This window comes from Nostoc sp. UHCC 0251 (genome assembly GCF_034932245.1).
Taxonomy (GTDB): Bacteria; Cyanobacteriota; Cyanobacteriia; order Cyanobacteriales; family Nostocaceae; genus Nostoc.
On record NZ_JAYGHD010000371.1, the window covers coordinates 1 to 17,124 of the forward strand.

The window sequence follows — 17,124 nt, forward strand, 5'->3', positions numbered from 1 at the left end:
GAGAGCAGACTTATCCACCAGAATATACTGAAGCAATTGCCCAAATTAAAGAACAACACCAGCAAGAGTTAGAGCGACTTTCCCAGGAATTGAGAATTGGTTGGCAAGCAGAGGTATCGGCCAGAGCAGAAGAACAAGTAATTGAGCAAATCCAATCCTTGCAAAACCTGTACAAGCAGCAGAAAGAGCAAAACATCCAGTTACAGCAACGCCTGGATGAAATGGAGGGGTTGAGAAAGCTGGAGATTGAAAATCAACAACTCCAAAAACGTATTCAGGAATTGGAACACGCTGTAGAACAACGTTCTTCTCAACAGTGGGGGAATACCATGACCCAGCAGGCAACCAAAGCGTTGAATAAGCAGGTAAAGCAAGCACTGGAGAAGACAATTGATCTGCGATCGCTTGCAGCAGAACCCCCCAAGGAAAACGCCCAAGAATGTCTGCGGCTGATGGGTATGGCGTTGAAAAACTTAAGCGAAGCGATGAACAACACCCAAGCGCTCGAAGCTGCTGCGATAATTTTGGGGAGTGAGCCGACACCATCTGCGATCGCATATCGAGCCGAACAACTGGAAATGTTGCCACAGGCGGTTAGCGATATTAGAGCAGTGCTGGCTAAACCTGGGTGTACTTGGCAGGAGTTTAGGGATGTTGCCCAAGAGTACGAGGTAATTAAATCGGATTACTGGGCAGAATTGACCACCCAGGAAACAGAATTAATTACCGCACTTCAAAACATATCTACTGAACTGGAAACTATTGGCGTTGGTTCTATCGTTGCCCACGCCGATCCATACCGTACTTTGTATGTTGCCAGAGGCGAGGTGATTCAGGATTTGGGAGATGAGGTAATCGTTGCCTGGGATCACTGGAAGGAGCAATCGAAAAAGACTGATAGGTATTTCCGAGATGAGTTGCGATTCTGGCAACCTCAATAGGTTTTCAGTGTGTCGGTGACTTTTTAGACAACCAAATACAAGTATTAAGCCTCGCATCGCCGTGGGGGAAATTTCCGTGCGCCAACATAAATAGGAGATTGTAGAATGATTGCAACTATTACCAGACCCAAGCTCAAAAAGGCTGCTACTAAAGCACAGTCACCGTATAAGCGACTTCATGTAATTATTCCCATCGAAGATTTGCTGTGGGCATCGCAACAAAAGCCATCAGTTACGCAATTGTGGCAAGAGTGTTGGACGGCTGACCCCTACGGTTCTCGGTGGATGCCGCTAACTTCTGCTTTAGGGTACAGTACTTTTATCTGTGCAAAGAAAATTCTCTCTGATAGTGGACTATTCATTTTCAAGCCCGACAAGTCGATTCAGGACGGACGAGAAACAGCTAGCTGGATGGTGAAGAATTTACATGGTAGCCGGATGAAGGAATTTTGGGAGAAAGCTAATTCTGCGTCACCAAAACCAGATGCTGAAAAACGAGAATCAAATGCTGGGGACTCAGAGATAGATGCTGGCTGTGAAGAAATGGGTGCTTTAAATCAAGCATCTATTTTAGGTAAAGACCAGTCAGAGCAAGGATTCCAGGAAACCTCACAAACTGTTCAGGAACACCTCACAATCTCTTCAAAAGAGATTGTGAGGTGTATTTCTGACACGCTTACAGAAAATTCGCAAGTGGAGGAGACGGCGATCGCTCCCTTGGGGGTCGCGTCGCCTCAGTTTCTTGAAAGCGTGTCAGAGAAAGAGAAAGACTTGCCTGTGGCAACGGACTGCACGACGCTAGCGCTTGTGGATGATGCACCAAGTCAATCTGCTTTGTTGATAGGAGAAAGCCAGGACTGTGGTGTTGAGGCGACAATCTCTCATGAAGGTGCTTGTTCCGCCGCGCCCGTCGCTCAAAATGAATTTTCTCTAAATTCTGCGATCGCTAATCAAACTCAGGGGCAGGTAGAACAGGGTTATTCTGCTTCCTTGCCGGAAGAAAACCAAGTCTCTGGTGTAGAAGTCAAAGCAGTTGATGAAGACGAAAGTTCCGCGCTGCCCCTGCCCAGTCCTGAAAAATGGTCGCATGAGGCGATTGTAGCAAGGTCAAATATGCGACCGGAGCGTATGCAAAAACTCAAGGTGGCGGCGAATTCGGGCGAGAATCCGGGGTTTGAGTTCTTGCTCTCCTGCTGGCAAGATGACCCTGCTTTGCAGATTGTGATCAAGAAGCTGGTGGCGAAGTTTCCGCAGTGGGGAATTGCTTGCGTGGATGGGGTGTTGGTGGATTGGGAAGGGTAGCAAGTGCAGTAGTTTGAAAATGAAGAATACAAAGTTTTGTAATATTTTTCACTTTCTGCAAAAAAGTTTAGTTTTGGGATGAAAGCATAGTAGACCTATTATTATTGGTGAAACTTTTATGGGGGTATGACGAAATACGTGCAAAATTACCCAGCTAAAAACTGGTGTGACGGTTCGCTCAACTGCTAGTTGCAATAGGAGACACCGATGCAGCTTTTGCCCTGACTGCTGTTGGTGTAGATGCGATCGCAGATTTCAACAGTTCCGAAGCTGATAAGATTATCCTAGATAAAACTACTTTTAGTGCCATTACCTCTGCTGCGGGAACGGGTTTTAATAACTTGAGTGATTTTGAAGTGACTAATAAAGCGGGGGCTAGCACGGCGAAAATTGTCTACGATCCCGTGAATGGGCAGTTATTCTACAACCTTAATGGTAATTCAGCTGCTGGTTTATTTGCGACTCTAACTGGTGCGCCAACTCTGACGGCATCAGATTTTGTCTTGCAAGCATAGTTCGGATAAAACATAAAGTTGCTTGCAAGGAACTCCAAACGTCAAACTTAGAACATGACTAGAAATAAAAGGTACAGAGCAGAATTGCGCCCCACTGGTTGCATTCGACGGATGTATTCACAATAGCTAAATTCTTCTTTAATCATTCCGAAAATTGTAACAATTCGCTAAAAATTTACATAGATGATAGTGGTATAATTTTTTTGTATTTAGCAGCAATTTTCTCAACTCTTATTTTAACAAAAGTATTGAACCCTTAAACAAAATTAAAGCTCCATGAACAAAATATCACTTAACTACAAATACTCAATCATTCCTCTATTAGGTGCTTTAGTTATTAGCAACGAATTTTTCTCAAAAGCATTTGCTCAAAGTATTTCTACTCCAGACACTACTGATTCTGTTGCCGTCACTGTCGAAAATCAAGAGTTTCCCCAATGGGGATATTACACAGTGCGAAGAGATTTTCGCAAATGTGCTTTTCCAATATGCGGTGGATATTTCATCAAGCAGGTAAACTTGAAAGCTACTCCTTGCTTAGATGGTGTTTTTCGCTCCGAATGTTATGTGTCTGCAATTGATTGGAGTTCCCTGAAAGTCCCACCTTACCAACTAATAAAAATTCAAAATGATAATGGTAGCCGTGTGATTTTCAGAGGTAACATCGTTCCAGTAACATTTCCCCCATTCGGTGAGTTTGGGAATTTGAGAGTAAAAGAAGCCTTCTATGCCGCGACAAATGCTCCAGCAAAAGGTACTTTTGTGGCACTAAAAGACAATGGCATTCGTTGCATCACAACTCCTTGCTTCTCTACAGATAATCTGGTTCTAAATAAGCCGAAAATTTCTCAAGTTTCGTCAATCGATTTGAGTCAAACGGGTGCAACACAAAAACAACTTGACGCAGCAACAAGCGAAATTTTCGAGCAAGGTTTGATTGCTGTAGGTAAAATTGAGGTAGTAGAAAACGTAGATCCAACCAAGAGAGATACTAAGTTTGTGGCTAAACAATTTTATTTGAGAGTGGAAGCGAACTAAAGAAATAAGGTTATCTTTGCCACTGGCTTATCCTAAAACTGTGCGATAAGCGAAGCTTAAGCCTTCGGCTATCGCCTACCTCAAAGAAGCGTTACGCACTTGGAAGGGAGTCAAGTCAACGGAAGCCGTGTTTGTGGCAGCTTGCAAGGAACGGGAGGAAGCGGGAGACAGAACAGGCCAAGTCTACTGTGATGGCGCTGTTTCGCCCACCGTAGGTGTTCGCTCCCTTTGAGTGGGCGAGGCTGTGATTGCACTGTCTGAGGAAGCTGTGTACACGCCCCAAGGTGAGGCAGTGGAATTGCTCTCAATGATGCGACGGTATCCGATGTGCGCGAGACTCCCGCTTTTTCAGCGATTACAAAGCATCCGTGCGATGTATGGATTCAATCAACTCCTCAACTTCTTCTTCATCCAAACATTGTTTCACTTGGTTGTTGAACCACTGGGATTCTTCCAGTTCTGTGTCCTGGACTCGGTAGACGAGTAATGTTCCTGCAACGCGGGCAAGAGTAAGAGGTGATGGAGAAACGTGACTCAGTAGATCGCACGCATTCTGGTATATTTCCATTACTGATAATTCGGACAAAGGAGATCCCAACTGAGCAGAAAGCTCTTTTAGATTCTCCTGAATAGATGAATGGAAGTCTGTATCTTCGGGATGGGAAAGAGGGTTACTCATAATTGTCGTTCAAATGGCATTGGATTAGGACTGGAAGCAATTTAAACACTTTTACTGAAGTAATAGATGCGTTCAGAACAACCATGTATGAGTCGATTTATTGATTGGTTGAACTTAAATCGTGACGTGTTTGCTGCTTACAAAGCTCGTTTGGGTTACATTTGGGCTTAATTTTTGTCTAAGTCCCCTTAATACATCTCCAAAATAATCAGAAATTCCCATCAAATTCTAGCAAGCCACTTGGTAAGTCTAACAGTCTCTGGTGAATTCATCTTTTTTGCCGCCATTTATTTTTATTTACGCTCTGAAAAAACATTATTGTAAGCGTTAGATTATCATATATAATGACAGGTTACTAATAATTAAAACTACGCTCAATCTCTTAATTATGAATGAATCCAATAATTTAGGAATACTTGAAAAGTTTGTCAATACAGTGATGGGGGTAAAAACTGGTAATCAACAACGGTATCCAAATACATCAATAGCTACGATACAAGAACTAGATACGAGAGCAGTTTTACTTTATACACTAGGAACTATTCTGCAAATCGTAGTTATGATTCTCGTGTTGCTGGGCATGGGGAAACTAGTAATTCTGATTGATAATAATTCTTCTTTTCTCAGTTGGTTTAGCACTTCATTTACTGGATTATTTTTTGCTATATTAAGTATCCGTTCCCGAATTTTTTCTCTTTTAGATAATACTCGTTCTCGTCAGACTTATGATCAGGTAATCAGACCAAGATGGTCTCCTCCACCTTTAGTATTTCCTATAGTTTGGATGATAATCGCTGTTTTGCGGGTAATTTCTTCTCTATTGGTTTGGAAGCAGATGAATCATCAATTTTTAGTGCTACCTTTAATTTTATTTGTGGTACATCTAGCTTTAGGGGATACTTGGAATACGATTTTTACTGTAGAACGGAGATTAGGTGCTGCTGTCCCTGTAGTTATTTTAGGCCCTTGGTTATCTGCTGTAGTGGTAACGGCAATTTATTGGCAAACTAATCCTGTAGCGGGAATGACTTTATCATTTTCTTGTGTATGGTTAACTGTAGCTGCTGTATTGGTATTTAGAATTTGGCAATTAAATGGCTCAGAGGCATTGTATCCTTTAAAATTAACACCTGTAGAGAAATAAATACCCAAAATTCACCAAGACAAGAAAGCAAGGAAAAATATCACTTGACTTTTGAGTACCGCATTCAACATATATAAAAAACGGTAGATTGTTAATTGCTCTACCGTTTTTTCAACTCTTAAATCTGAAACTAGTTCTTCACAGCAATTATTTGAATATACAGGTGTGCAATGTTGCTACCCTCACCGCAACTATCACTTGTCCACAGAAAGTCAAAGCAGTGAATGAGGGCGATCGCGCAGCATCCCGTAGAAAAGGTTCCGCCGTGCCCTTGGTAAATTCTGAAAAATGGTCACATGGGCGATTGTAGCGCGGTCAAATGTACGATCAAAGCGTATGCAGAAACTCAAGGTTGCGGCGAATTCGGGGCAGAATTCGGGTTTTTACTTCTTGCATGAATGCTGGAGTGACGATCTGGCAAAAGCAAATTGTGATTAAAAAACTATTGATGAAGTTTGGGCAGTGGGGCATTACGATTGTTGATGGGGTGCTGGTGAAGTGGGATGCTAAAGTAAAATAATGCTAGAAGACCCAGGAAAACCCAAGGAAGTCTGTATTGACTCTGATCAACTCTCAGTCACACCCAAGAAAAACTTATGACTAGAGCGATAAATCGGCAGTTTTTATTAGCTGCTCGTCCCGTTGGTGACATTAAAGAAAGCGATTTTGAGTACCGAGAAGAGCCAATCCCCAGTCCAAAAGATGATGAGGTGCTGGTACGTACTATATATCTGTCACTAGATCCTACCAATCGGATCTGGATGAGCGATATGGAGCAATATATGCCTCCTGTTGAAATTGGGGAAGTTATGCGTGGTGTGATTATAGGTGTGGTTGAAGAATCCAAAAATCCCAACTTTAAACAGGGGGATTTGGTATCAGGGATGCTAGGCTGGCAAGATTACGCCATCGCCCTTGGAAACAGTGGCTTTTCGCTGACACGATTACCTAATCCTCTACCTTGTCCGCTCAACGCATTTACCGGGCCACTGGGAGCTACTGGTTTTACAGCTTATTTTGGGTTATTAGATATAGGACAGCCAAAAGTTGGAGAAACTGTGGTCGTTTCAGCCGCAGCTGGGGCAGTTGGTTCCATTGTTGGACAAATTGCCAAGATTAAGGGTTGTCGGGTAGTTGGTATAACTGGCAGTGATGAAAAGTGCCGTTGGCTTACAGAAGAATTTGGCTTTGATGCAGCAATTAACTATAAAACTGGAGATTTAGAAAAAGCATTAGCTCAAGCTTGTCCCAATGGAATCGATGTGTATTTTGACAATGTTGGCGGAATAATCCTTGATGCCGTCCTAACCAAAATTAATCTGCACGCCCGCCTGCCTTTATGCGGTTTAATCTCAACTTATAATGCTTCAAAGCCTGTTCCTGGCCCATATAATTACAGCCAAATCCTCATGAAACGCGCTATTGTCCAGGGATTTATTATATCGGATTATATTCCCCGATTTCATGAAGCGATAGCGGAGATTGGAAAGTGGCTAAACCAGGGGAAAATTAAATATACTCTTGAGATTGTCGAAGGCTTGGAAAATGCACCCAAGGCGATCCTAAAACTTTTCGACGGTAACAAAAAGGGAAAACTAGTTATTAAAGTCTCAAATGAACCTACCTGAAAAATTTGTGGCAATATTCACTTATTTTTTTAATTTTCAACGATAAAAAATTACCACAAAACTACTATTAAAGAAGCTTTGTGGTAATTCGCTTACAAATGTCGCCAGAAGTTCTTACTGATAGTCTTGAGACTGACAACTTTAGTTTCTGTTGTTGCTTCAGGGGCATGACCAACAGCCACCGTAGTAGCTTGTGGTGCAGGAGTTGCTAACAGAGAATTGAGTAACTCTTGTTGATAGTCAATATCTGCTACTGTGCGGTAAACTCTGTGATAATTTATCTGCATCCCCAAAGGTGTTGGGACAATTTTCAGATATTCATTAAGAGCAGATATGTAGGTATCACCAAAATTCTGGAGAGCAACGGACGGACGGATAATATTCAACAATTGAATAGCTCGTCTAATATCTACAACACTGCGGCTAGCATCAATCTCTGGCTGACTTTCACGGTAGCCCTTGCCTTTTTTTTCTGCTACGAGATTATGAAATTTAGTAATGGCTCTTTGATGATTGCCTAATGTGTGGACTTTAGTTTGCGCTTGATAGCCGACTCTGCCCCACTGCACTGTTAAATTACCATCTTCGACAATGGCCGCCCAGAATTTATTGCTGTTTTGAATTGCATCAACAAAAACTAAATATATTTCCATCTTTCTTACCCTGTCAACTCACGGCTTGACGGGCATTGCCCCAACAAATCAATTCGCAATTCGCAGTTCGCAATTCGCAATTGTTAATTAGTGCTAATTTAATTCTCTACCGCTTCATTTTCATTGATTTCTCAGCAATGAGAAGTAAGAAACCATTTAATTTGTTGAATTACTCAATTAGAGTAACCTGTATTTCAACTGCGAATTGCGAATTGCGAATTGCGAATTGCGAATTGCGAATTGCAAAGCCCCCATAGGATTAGGGAGCAACCGCAATTAATATCAGTTCAGGTTTCTGTATTTGGCAGTCCTGAGAGACTGAGTTTTCGCTGCAATCACAGGACTGCTAGCCCGTCGTGCGGTGGATGCCCACGCCTGCATTCGTTCAACCGCCGCAGCGTCCTGAATCGCAAGCGGGGTAATGGTTTGGCGGCAAGCTTCGAGGTCAGCAAGCGTTACCTGTTGTGGTCTACCCTCATCGAACGCCAGCAAAGCAGCTTCCGAAGCAAGGGTTTCCAGTTCTGCCCCTGAAAACTTCGCGGTTGAAGCTGCGATCGCCTCCAAATACTCCGATTCCAAGTGAATGCCAAAACGTTGCAGATGAATCCCTAGAATCTGGACTCGCTCAGGCTCCGTGGGAAGATCAACAAAGAAATTTTCATCGAAGCGGCCTTTCCGTTTTAGTTCACTTGGTAGCGCAGATGGGTCATTGCAAGTTGCCACGACAAACACGCCACTGGTTGATTCCGACATAAACGTGAGGATATTGCCTAGAATCCTTTGGCTGACTCCACTTGTATCCCCACTACCGGAGAGGGCTTTTTCTATTTCGTCAATCCACAGGACGCAGGGTGCGATCGCCTCGGCGGTCTTGAGCGCGCGGCGGATATTGCCCTCAGACTCGCCTACTAAACTACCAAGCAGGGAAGCAATGTCTAGCTGTAGGAGTGGTAAATTGAGTATGTTGGCAATGTTCTTAGCAACACTCGTTTTTCCAGTACCGGGAGGCCCCGCAAGCAACACACCTTTTGGTTGAGGCAAGGAAAGCTCACGCGCTTCTTGTGTGAACAGCCGCCGCCGTCGATTGAGCCACTCGCGCAACAAATCCAATCCTCCAAAGGAGATGCTAGCAGGCTTGCCCAATTCAATACCCATTTGAGACAACAGCCGAGTTTTATACTCGACTGCTTGGGGTATGAAATTACTATCAATTAAAATCCCATCTGATGTTAGGTTATGTTTGACAGTTAACCGCAGGAAGTCGCTAATTTCCTCCAGAGTTAATCCCAATGCAGCACGAGAGAGAGATTCAATTTCATTTTTGTTAAGGGAAATAGTGAAAGTCAATTCCTGTTCAATAGCAGACTGTTGTAGGTCATGTAAATAAGAATTGATATGTTCAAGTATTTGCTCAACTCCCGGCAGAGGAATTTCACAATAAGGGATTAAGCGTACAAGTGACTCATGTAATTGAATGTTTTGACCCAGCAGCACAATGCGTTTATCAGTCGGTTTGAGACGATGGTAGAGATTTTTTACCTTGCTAACAACCTCCCAAGATAACGAAGGCGAATTCTTACCAATAAACGCGTGAATATCACCTAATATGAAGACTCCATCACCACTAAAATTAGCAATGTAATCAAACACATATAACAGAGGGTCAGCGTGTGGTGGTTTCTTGTACTCCGTAACTAGCTTAAACACCAATCCCCCATCTGCTGCAATTAAACATTGTTCTAAGGTTGATATTCCCAGATTCCAGAAGAACACTGGACATGAGAGCTTATTGTTAGCTTCTGTAGTCAACCACTGAATGATAGTTGCCTCATCGGGGGACAAGACATCAACTGCGGCGATCGGGATTTGTGAATCTAATGTGGAGAGAAGATTTGAAAGGTTCATGTCAATTATTTCAACTACTTCATTTGTGAAATGGCGAAGCCTTTATGATCAGCAGTTACCAGTCTTAACTTGGCTGGTAACTGATGACTGATTACTGGTGCAAACGTGTTTGACTGCTTAGGGTAGTCCGAAGTTGTTGGGTTTGGGCTTCGTCCTTAAACGTGCGATCGCCCTCCACAACCCCAAGTGCCTCTTCAAATGGTTGCGTAGCTGATAAACAACTCAGCCCCTCGAACCCCTCCGCTTCCACTCGAACTTCACCTGTAGCGCTGTCGAAATGAATCAGTATTGAACGTTCCATATTTATCTCCGTGCAAATTGTTTAACTTCTTGATGTCCGGCAAAGGTTAGGCGTAGGGTTTGCACACTTGCGCTAGTTGATTCAGCGATCGCACATTCACCAAACTGCTCTTGTAACTCGGCGGCTTTAGCTCTCACCAAACGTTTACCGTAAGCCAACATCAACTTGTTACTAAAGAAGTCTTGTCCCAGCTTCGGAACTGTTTCGTAACTGTCATGTATTACCTCGTACACACCGCTTGACTGATTCCACTTGAATCCAATGTCTGCACGAGCTTTTATGGTGCGACCAGATACGATAATTTCAGCGCTTTGTCCTTGAGAGCCGCCGTAGTATCCTTTTAGTGGCTGTGCTGTTTCGTAAACTTGCGGATTCAGTTTCAAATCTTGTAAAGCTTGTACCAGACATTCACGATTGACAAGCTTGGTTTTAACGGTTGAGAAGTGTGACATTTTTAGCTCCAAGGCTTTCAAATTGGTTTGAGAAATAGTAAAGGTGCTATATCCTTTTTGGGTTATTCTGGAAACTACGTATTAAATCCATTGGGATCAGTCTTGAGCGAATGCACCCGCCCAAGACTGTTTTCTACCTGAACTTAAACGACATCACGGTAGCTTTCGATAAGCCCACGTCGTCAGTCGCAAGTGATTGTAGATTGCGTTGTTCATCTAACAACTTGATGCGGATCTCTTGCATTTTTTGCTGTAATTGACTGCGCGTATCAGACCCCAGATTCTTAGACTCAATCGCTGGATCGTTAACGATAGAATCTAAGTGCGCCATCATCGCCTCCAAGCTACTACCTGCCTCCGGGTCAGCATTCGCTAGTAGTACCTGAACCTTCATAAGATGGCGTTGCATCTTCTTTTTAAACTGGATTGGCTTGCGTCCTGGCTCCCAGTCGCTCAATTCTTCAAGCAACTGTGCGGCAAGTTGTTCACCGCCAGCGATCGCTGATTCCCGTAGCCTTTGCTCCAGATTTTGGTCATACTGTTGGATGAATCGCGTAATTTGGTCAAGGCATTCGGCTTGCTGTTGATTGAGTTGTTCAGAGAGGGCAGGGATAATCACCGGACGACCAATAACGACTTGCAAATAGTCTTCAAGATCGGTCAGAGTCGGAAATGCTCTTAACAAGTTGGCTTTAACTGACTCTTGCTTATCCTGTGCTAATTCCCAGGTGTTAAGTGAGAGGAATTGATCAATCCGCTCTTGATAATCAAGAAGTCCCGCTTCGTAATCAGCTTTTAATTGATTGCGTAAACCAGGGGCGATATTATCCCTAATATTGATTAACTGATTCCAAACAAGTGGAGCCAAATCAATCGGACAGACCCAATCACCAGTATCAGCAGACATCCATTCTTGAACTGAAGCAATCTCTTGACGCAATTGGGCAGCAGCTTCATCCAATTTCTTAAATACCTTAATACCCCTTAACCCGACTTCGGAATTTGTGACTTTCACGAGGTCTGATTCTATTTCAGAAACTTCAGCTTTTAAAACATCTGCCCATTTAGGTGCGGCAGACTTTGTACTTTTCTTTAACTGGATACGAAAGCGAATGCGAGTTTTATTTAACTGTGAGAAATTGTGGCGCTCGACTACTGCATCAGTTAGGAAATTTGCAGCAATAGGATTGTCGATTGCTTGTACCATGATTATTCACCTCAATCACTATTTTTCACTTTCGATTAAGCGAAGCTTTCTTTGTGATGATTTCTCAAGAGAGCGAATGTCTGTAGTAGCTCTATAGATTACTTTTTGAGAGCTTTTTTGTAGCCGAATATGCCTTTTAATGACTGGTGGTTTATGTATAGACATGGCTTAAAATAGCTGAAGTTGCTGTGAATTATCCTGTACCACAGGCTTGTTATAAGTCATGCCTTCGACTTCATAACAACGAGTCATAAGTTTGTTTCGGTTTAGCCGAAAGCTGACTTTTTTGGGAGCATCCACTTTTGGAAGAAACATCATTCTGATACTCCGAAAACCCTACTATATGGTTCATCTAAAAAAGTAGCTCCGCCGAAAGTGGATGCTCCCACTTTTTTTCTTTGATTTGGCAGAGGTAGAAATAGATACTGTGGATGTTGGATAGTACCTTCATCACCCAAGTATCGTGAAAGCGTACCGTCGATTTGGTAAACTTTCGATGAACTTAACAGTGTCGCGTCATACACTTTAATCAAATTTAATTCCATCTGATTACTATTGAAGTAGAGTGTGTGATAATCTTTTGTGGAATCGATTTTTCTCTCCAGGCAGATTTAATCAGTTTGACTGGAGAGTTTTTCACGGATAATCTGATTGAGTTTTTCCTTTAATTCATCAGGCAGAGCATTAAAATCAAACTCTTTAGAGTCCCAAACTTCATCCAGACTTGTAGACTCATCAATAATGTTTGCAATCAAACAAGATTGATCGTCATAGTTCCAGCTATTTGCTAAAAGCCACGGTAGAATCCCTTCAGATTGCAATAGCTTCTCGATGTCAAATGAGTCAGAAAACTGCTGTAAGTTTTCGATACTAGGGTGAAAGATTGTTATTGTCATGGGTTATTTTAAATAATTGAAATACAGCCCAATCAAAAGAGGAGGAAAGGGATTCAAGAATTATTCAGTCATTCTCCCAAGAAAAACCTTTACCCTTTTCTTTGTTAGCTGTAGATAAGGCTTGAGAACTGATCAAATATGCTTCCCTAATTGCCTTCAAGTAGGGAAGAATAAAGGCGAACACAATTGCTGCAATCACCTCAACAAGTATTTGGCTATTAAGAAGGCACATCTTCCCAGTAACCAACTTCATCGTCATAATTTGCTTGCATAGACTGCAATTTGTTGACGAAGTTAGCAAATTCTTCGTTAGTTAGTGACTGCCTTCCTTTTTTCCCATAGTTGTCCATGAGAAACTGTTTGCCCTTTTCCTCTTTCCAACCTAAAGCTTCAATTAATCGTTGCGACTCCATCATCAATTGATTGCGATCAAGTGCATGAGACGTATGCTTTGATAAGTTATTGTTAGGCAATCCTTTTCTCCACCAATCGCTGATGGAATTATGCACAAGGGCAATTTCTTGAGCTATTGGTTTCTTGCCAATACAATAACTCTCCCAGTTGAGTGCAGTTGGCTTTTCGTATCCGCTACATACACAGGCGTTGGAAGTTTGCCCCCCTTTCTCACGTTTCTCTGTTTTCAATGTGGGACAAAATACCCACATCGAATGCCAAAGTAAATTTTTCGGTTGGTGATGTTTGCCTTGAAAACTTGCATAAGCTTGTTCGCAGGTTTCACGGAATGCCATTAGTTGTTGATCAAACGACACTTGGAACACTCCCCAAGCAGTTATTTGTACTGGTGCGATATGAAGAGGTTGATTTTGGGCATCGACGAAAATCACCATATACCGCCTACCGAATTTATAGGCGTTCTTGTCCAAACCATCACTGCTACGCCAAACTCCAATCACCTTTCTATCGTTTCCGTATAGCAGAGGCGATCGCCCAATCACAAGTATTCGTGGTTGTCTATAGAGAGCGCCAGGAATGCCTATCTTTTCATCGTTTTCGTCCAACTTGTTAGTAAGAACTTTATACTCTTTCCCACCAACTAGTTCTTTATTTTCGTACCATCCTGCTAATTGTTGATTTTCGTAAGCAATCCAAATGCCTGCGGGTGAAGGAATACTTTTGGCTGCTGGGGTCTTTTCGTAGGACTTGTGTTCAGCAGAATCAAAGTCAAAAGCTGTCATAGTAGCTGCCTTTCTTTAATGTTAGTTTTCACAAAAAATAAGCGAAGCTCTAATTCTGAGTGGGTAATTCTGCACTATTTTCTTGATAGGTCATTGTTTAATATCAATAGATTTCACTCTCTTATTGGCGAAGCCGTTGATTTCAGATGTATTTATCAAGTACAGAGCCAATAAAATAGCGCTCTTGTTACTACAAAAGCGCTTTTTATTACTAATTATTTGCCCTGTACAGATTATTGATGTGAATTAAATCTTGCTAGCAAATCTTCACGAGATAAACTAGACAATTCCAGTAAAAATCTTGCAAAGTCATCTGGTGCTAACTGCAACAAATTATCGACCACTCTCGCTAATTCTTCATCCACAGAACCAAACCGGAATCTTAACAAGTTTTCTACAACCTGACGGCGTTCTTGCTCCACTCCCTCCTGTACCGCTTGCGCTCTTGCTTCTTGATAAGCTTCTGTTAAATTCATAATTAACTCCTGGTCATCTTCAGTTAAATCTGTTTGTGTCATTACACTGATACGCCACCTGTAAACCATTTCAAGAACATTACGGCGAACAAGATTCTCTGGTGGAAGGGCAACCAGTTCACTTACTGCTTGCTGTTGTACTGTCCCTCGTCCCAAAAGCCTGAACCAGAGCGTTTCAGGAGTTACTGGTAACTCGTTAATTGCTAGTATCGCCCCTCTAAAACATTTTTGAAAAAAGTAAACTCCAGTCATCCACTTTTCTAAGTCTAGCTTAACCTCTAAATCTGCTAACAGAGAGGCTGAAGCGCTAGGTGTCAAAATCCACAAACGAGCTAAATCATCCTCGCTAATGGTAGTTTCTTCTCTTTTGGCTTTGCGCTGAGAATCCGCAATCACAGTGAACAACTTCATGAAACAGTTACGTACTTCCGTCCTGCTGGGCTGATTCCGAAATGGTTCCAGTAGCGTTGTATTGAGTAGAGCAATTCTTCCCAGCAATCCTAGATTTTCCGCTTGGGCTTGTGGGGAAGGTAAAAATAATACATCTACAAATCTTGTTGCATCTGTTACTTCCCTGTTAATTTTCACTTCACCCAAAGGAGCCAGTAGCTCTTCTAAAAATTCCTTGGCAAATTTGTCGTGAGGTTGGTGAGGTTGTTGGGTCATTTTGTCCCTGGCGAACTGTGTTTTATTTTACAAGGGTTGAGAAAAGCTTGTGTGGTGGGTATGAGAACCCACCATCTCACTTACGCCGCGACCAACTCCTGACGAACTTGCGGCAGTTCAATCGGAGCAGTTACCCTGGACAGTGCTTCTACAGCCTCTCTGACGCTCCAATACCTTACTCCATCCCCACAGCGCCAGTAATAAGTCTTGGGGTCGTTTTCCCAGACTTCATTGGGGTTTCGGACTTTAAAGAGTATGCCCAAGAATTCACCATCTAGATATACGTTGTGAGCCGTCTGAAGGTCAGTGCGTCCTACATAGATCAGTCGATAGCCGTCTACTGGTTCGCACAAGTCTTCTGCACGAGTCCCGCGATACGAACAATTACCGCACCCATGACCTTCGCAGTCTGGACAGATGGCAGCAGGCATATTCCACTTCGGCAGGGTAAAATCCCATTCAGCCGATGGGGTTAATATTCGAGCCTTGTGGGAAATATAACAACCAGCATGACCGATTACTTTATCAGAATGGTATTGGACGCTTAACGATAGCCAGTCACAATCACCCAATAAGCCAATTTTCTCAGAAGCTTGTTTTAATTCCTTTTCTTCCTTGTGATTGCACTCTACTGGAGTAGAAAGGCTCTCTTTCACCTCTGCTACTGCACGTTTGAAACACTCTTTGTGGTATCGAGCATAACCGTGGGTCATTTTCACCCACACAATATCATCACTGTTGATCCAGATAGTGACCACATCTTCGGGCTGGCAGTTTTTGGAGTAGTCCGACTGATTGACGATGGTTGCAATGATTTGGCGATCCTGTGTGGTAAGCGGATCTTTTGTTGGCGCAGGGGCTGAAACTTGTGTCATCATTAGAAATACCTCTTGTTTGGGGTAAAAAGGCGATCGCAACTTTTCCAGAGCCAGCGATCGCCTTTTGTATTTGTGTAGTAATTGATGTTGTGGCAAGCCACAACACTCTCAATCTAGAATTGGCGAAGCCTAATATTCTTTTGCTCCTAGCCAGTGACCGGAGCTACCAAGCAGGATACACAGCGCGTCAGGCGACAGGTGAGTTTCAATAACATCATTCGCTAGTCTTCATCCTGTTGGTAATTTTTATTAAGAACTCCCGCAATCCTTATCTACCTTCAGCAGCTTTGACTATCCACTGCATCTGTTACCTGGGGATATTGTTCTGTTCTGTTTTTTTCAAGGTTCAGTAGAAGCGCTTTTTGTATTTTTAGGAGGAGCGCCCGTTTCATACTTTTATTATCACTGACGGCGTTAGTGATTGTCAACCAGTTTGAATCACCTTTTTAGGATTTTTCACTAACTGAACTTGTAAAAAATCTTCTACAGATATATCAAGAGCCTTGCATATTGCTTCTAGCTTTTCCCAAGAAACAGTAGGTTTGAGTCCTTTACGTTCATCAACTGTATATTCTCCGCGCTCCAAGTGCTGTATTGACTGGTAAGAACACCCAGCCCGTTTAGCCAGCGAAGCCATTGACTCTTCACCTCTAAGTATTTTTAATCGCTCTCCCATCTCTTTAGTCCACCAGACGCTAGCGATAAGAGTTTTTGACATAATTAATAGTTCTTCTTCTATGTAATCTTTTCTATTATCGCCACTTGACTTCTCAGCCATAATACAATAACTTAGTTAGTGATAAATAGTAATACCTTTCACTAACTTAGTTTGAAGCACGGCAAAAGTAAAAGCGATCGCTTGCCGATATGCAATGCGATAATTTCAGTTTGCGCCAATTGAAGGAATACAACTAGAGAAAAGGATCACCTACAGCAAACGCTTGCGCTCTTGAGCAATGCCAGAGCAATCGCATACGCTTGTACACGATTGCTGATCGGGGCAGTGCCTTTGTGTGAACGCCTTGATTCTGGAACGATTAAAGTTTTTAGCAACCAGTTTTCAGACTTGGTTTGGTCATCGGGATCTCCGAGGTGGCTCTAGCGTTAGAAGTTTACTTGCCGCCACTCCGGGTTAGCTCCGGCTACTTTTCCCGGTGGCACTTCAGTTTTGGTTGGTTGAATTAGTTTGCGATGGGAGCAACGCGATTTGGTGAGATCGGGCAAAAAAGCTGCGATCGCTAAAAATT

The 17,124-nt window shown here is 42.6% G+C and carries 22 protein-coding genes and 1 pseudogene; 9 read left to right on the plus strand and 14 right to left on the minus strand.

The features are described from left to right. Both VB740_RS31290 and VB740_RS31295 read left to right on the plus strand, forming a co-directional pair. Positions 1–941 (plus strand): annotated as a pseudogene (locus VB740_RS31290) (hypothetical protein); the annotation flags it as partial. A gap of 105 nt (positions 942–1,046) precedes the next feature. Further along, positions 1,047–2,243 (plus strand): hypothetical protein, encoded by a 1,197-nt coding sequence (locus tag VB740_RS31295; RefSeq protein WP_323203719.1) that lies wholly within the window; start codon positions 1,047–1,049, stop codon positions 2,241–2,243. A 178-nt stretch (positions 2,244–2,421) separates the two neighbouring features. Here the strand turns inward: VB740_RS31295 and VB740_RS31300 are convergent, their stop codons facing one another. After that, positions 2,422–2,553: a hypothetical protein gene (locus VB740_RS31300; RefSeq protein ID WP_323203720.1), complete on the minus strand. Its 132-nt coding sequence runs from the start codon at positions 2,551–2,553 to the stop codon at positions 2,422–2,424. 46 nt (positions 2,554–2,599) lie between these two features. On the opposite strand from VB740_RS31300, the gene VB740_RS31305 reads away from it, so the two are divergent. Together VB740_RS31305 and VB740_RS31310 are read left to right on the plus strand one after the other, a co-directional pair. After that, positions 2,600–2,758, plus strand: coding sequence for a hypothetical protein (locus tag VB740_RS31305; protein ID WP_323203721.1), 159 nt, complete (start codon positions 2,600–2,602; stop codon positions 2,756–2,758). Positions 2,759–3,034: 276 nt separating this feature from the next. Then, positions 3,035–3,796 carry a DUF6748 domain-containing protein gene (locus VB740_RS31310; RefSeq protein ID WP_323203722.1) on the plus strand — a complete coding sequence of 254 codons (762 nt, stop codon included), beginning with the start codon at positions 3,035–3,037 and terminating at the stop codon, positions 3,794–3,796. Positions 3,797–4,151: 355 nt separating this feature from the next. Here the strand turns inward: VB740_RS31310 and VB740_RS31315 are convergent, their stop codons facing one another. Then, positions 4,152–4,475 (minus strand): hypothetical protein, encoded by a 324-nt coding sequence (locus VB740_RS31315; RefSeq protein WP_323203723.1) that lies wholly within the window; start codon positions 4,473–4,475, stop codon positions 4,152–4,154. Positions 4,476–4,863: 388 nt separating this feature from the next. Here VB740_RS31315 and VB740_RS31320 point away from each other — a divergent pair, with 388 nt between their 5' ends. The 4 genes from VB740_RS31320 to VB740_RS31335 all read left to right on the plus strand — a co-directional run bounded on the left by VB740_RS31320 (position 4,864) and on the right by VB740_RS31335 (position 7,247). Then, the gene (locus VB740_RS31320) at positions 4,864–5,619 is read left to right on the plus strand and encodes a TspO/MBR family protein (RefSeq protein ID WP_323203724.1); all 756 of its coding nucleotides are present in this window, start codon (positions 4,864–4,866) and stop codon (positions 5,617–5,619) included. A 151-nt stretch (positions 5,620–5,770) separates the two neighbouring features. Further along, the gene (locus tag VB740_RS31325) at positions 5,771–5,929 is read left to right on the plus strand and encodes a hypothetical protein (protein WP_323203725.1); all 159 of its coding nucleotides are present in this window, start codon (positions 5,771–5,773) and stop codon (positions 5,927–5,929) included. Between the two features lie 9 nt (positions 5,930–5,938). Continuing rightward, positions 5,939–6,139, plus strand: a complete 201-nt coding sequence (locus VB740_RS31330; RefSeq protein ID WP_323203726.1) for a hypothetical protein — start codon at positions 5,939–5,941, stop codon at positions 6,137–6,139. A gap of 76 nt (positions 6,140–6,215) precedes the next feature. Next, the gene (locus tag VB740_RS31335; RefSeq protein ID WP_323203727.1) at positions 6,216–7,247 is read left to right on the plus strand and encodes an NADP-dependent oxidoreductase; all 1,032 of its coding nucleotides are present in this window, start codon (positions 6,216–6,218) and stop codon (positions 7,245–7,247) included. Positions 7,248–7,339: 92 nt separating this feature from the next. Here the strand turns inward: VB740_RS31335 and VB740_RS31340 are convergent, their stop codons facing one another. The 11 genes from VB740_RS31340 to VB740_RS31390 form a co-directional block, all read right to left on the minus strand. Next, entirely contained in the window at positions 7,340–7,900 is a 561-nt protein-coding gene (locus tag VB740_RS31340) for a WGR domain-containing protein (protein WP_323203728.1), read from the minus strand. A 282-nt stretch (positions 7,901–8,182) separates the two neighbouring features. Next, positions 8,183–9,805: an AAA family ATPase gene (locus tag VB740_RS31345; RefSeq protein ID WP_323203729.1), complete on the minus strand. Its 1,623-nt coding sequence runs from the start codon at positions 9,803–9,805 to the stop codon at positions 8,183–8,185. Positions 9,806–9,896: 91 nt separating this feature from the next. Next, entirely contained in the window at positions 9,897–10,106 is a 210-nt protein-coding gene (locus VB740_RS31350) for a DUF2997 domain-containing protein (protein WP_323203730.1), read from the minus strand. 2 nt (positions 10,107–10,108) lie between these two features. Next, positions 10,109–10,558, minus strand: coding sequence for a DUF1257 domain-containing protein (locus VB740_RS31355; protein ID WP_323203731.1), 450 nt, complete (start codon positions 10,556–10,558; stop codon positions 10,109–10,111). A 133-nt stretch (positions 10,559–10,691) separates the two neighbouring features. Then, positions 10,692–11,765 (minus strand): hypothetical protein, encoded by a 1,074-nt coding sequence (locus VB740_RS31360; RefSeq protein WP_323203732.1) that lies wholly within the window; start codon positions 11,763–11,765, stop codon positions 10,692–10,694. 168 nt (positions 11,766–11,933) lie between these two features. Then, positions 11,934–12,083 carry a hypothetical protein gene (locus VB740_RS31365; protein ID WP_323203733.1) on the minus strand — a complete coding sequence of 50 codons (150 nt, stop codon included), beginning with the start codon at positions 12,081–12,083 and terminating at the stop codon, positions 11,934–11,936. Further along, entirely contained in the window at positions 12,080–12,310 is a 231-nt protein-coding gene (locus VB740_RS31370; RefSeq protein WP_323203734.1) for a hypothetical protein, read from the minus strand. Before VB740_RS31370 ends, VB740_RS31365 begins: the two co-directional genes overlap by 4 nt. Before the next feature lie 66 nt (positions 12,311–12,376). Continuing rightward, positions 12,377–12,661 (minus strand): hypothetical protein, encoded by a 285-nt coding sequence (locus VB740_RS31375; protein WP_323203735.1) that lies wholly within the window; start codon positions 12,659–12,661, stop codon positions 12,377–12,379. Between the two features lie 218 nt (positions 12,662–12,879). Then, complete coding sequence (locus VB740_RS31380) at positions 12,880–13,857, minus strand: DUF5895 domain-containing protein (RefSeq protein ID WP_323203736.1); 978 nt, start codon at positions 13,855–13,857, stop codon at positions 12,880–12,882. 233 nt (positions 13,858–14,090) lie between these two features. Then, a complete protein-coding gene (locus VB740_RS31385) occupies positions 14,091–14,999 on the minus strand; it encodes a hypothetical protein (RefSeq protein ID WP_190938477.1) in 909 nt (302 codons plus the stop codon). An 80-nt stretch (positions 15,000–15,079) separates the two neighbouring features. Next, positions 15,080–15,874: a hypothetical protein gene (locus VB740_RS31390; protein WP_323203737.1), complete on the minus strand. Its 795-nt coding sequence runs from the start codon at positions 15,872–15,874 to the stop codon at positions 15,080–15,082. Here VB740_RS31390 and VB740_RS31395 point away from each other — a divergent pair. Further along, positions 15,868–16,089 carry a hypothetical protein gene (locus VB740_RS31395; RefSeq protein WP_323203738.1) on the plus strand — a complete coding sequence of 74 codons (222 nt, stop codon included), beginning with the start codon at positions 15,868–15,870 and terminating at the stop codon, positions 16,087–16,089. The two genes, VB740_RS31390 and VB740_RS31395, sit on opposite strands and share 7 nt — an antisense overlap. A 212-nt stretch (positions 16,090–16,301) precedes the next feature. Here VB740_RS31395 and VB740_RS31400 read toward each other — a convergent pair whose 3' ends face one another. After that, positions 16,302–16,595, minus strand: a complete 294-nt coding sequence (locus VB740_RS31400) for a helix-turn-helix transcriptional regulator (protein ID WP_322661655.1) — start codon at positions 16,593–16,595, stop codon at positions 16,302–16,304. Positions 16,596–17,124: the final 529 nt, after the last annotated feature.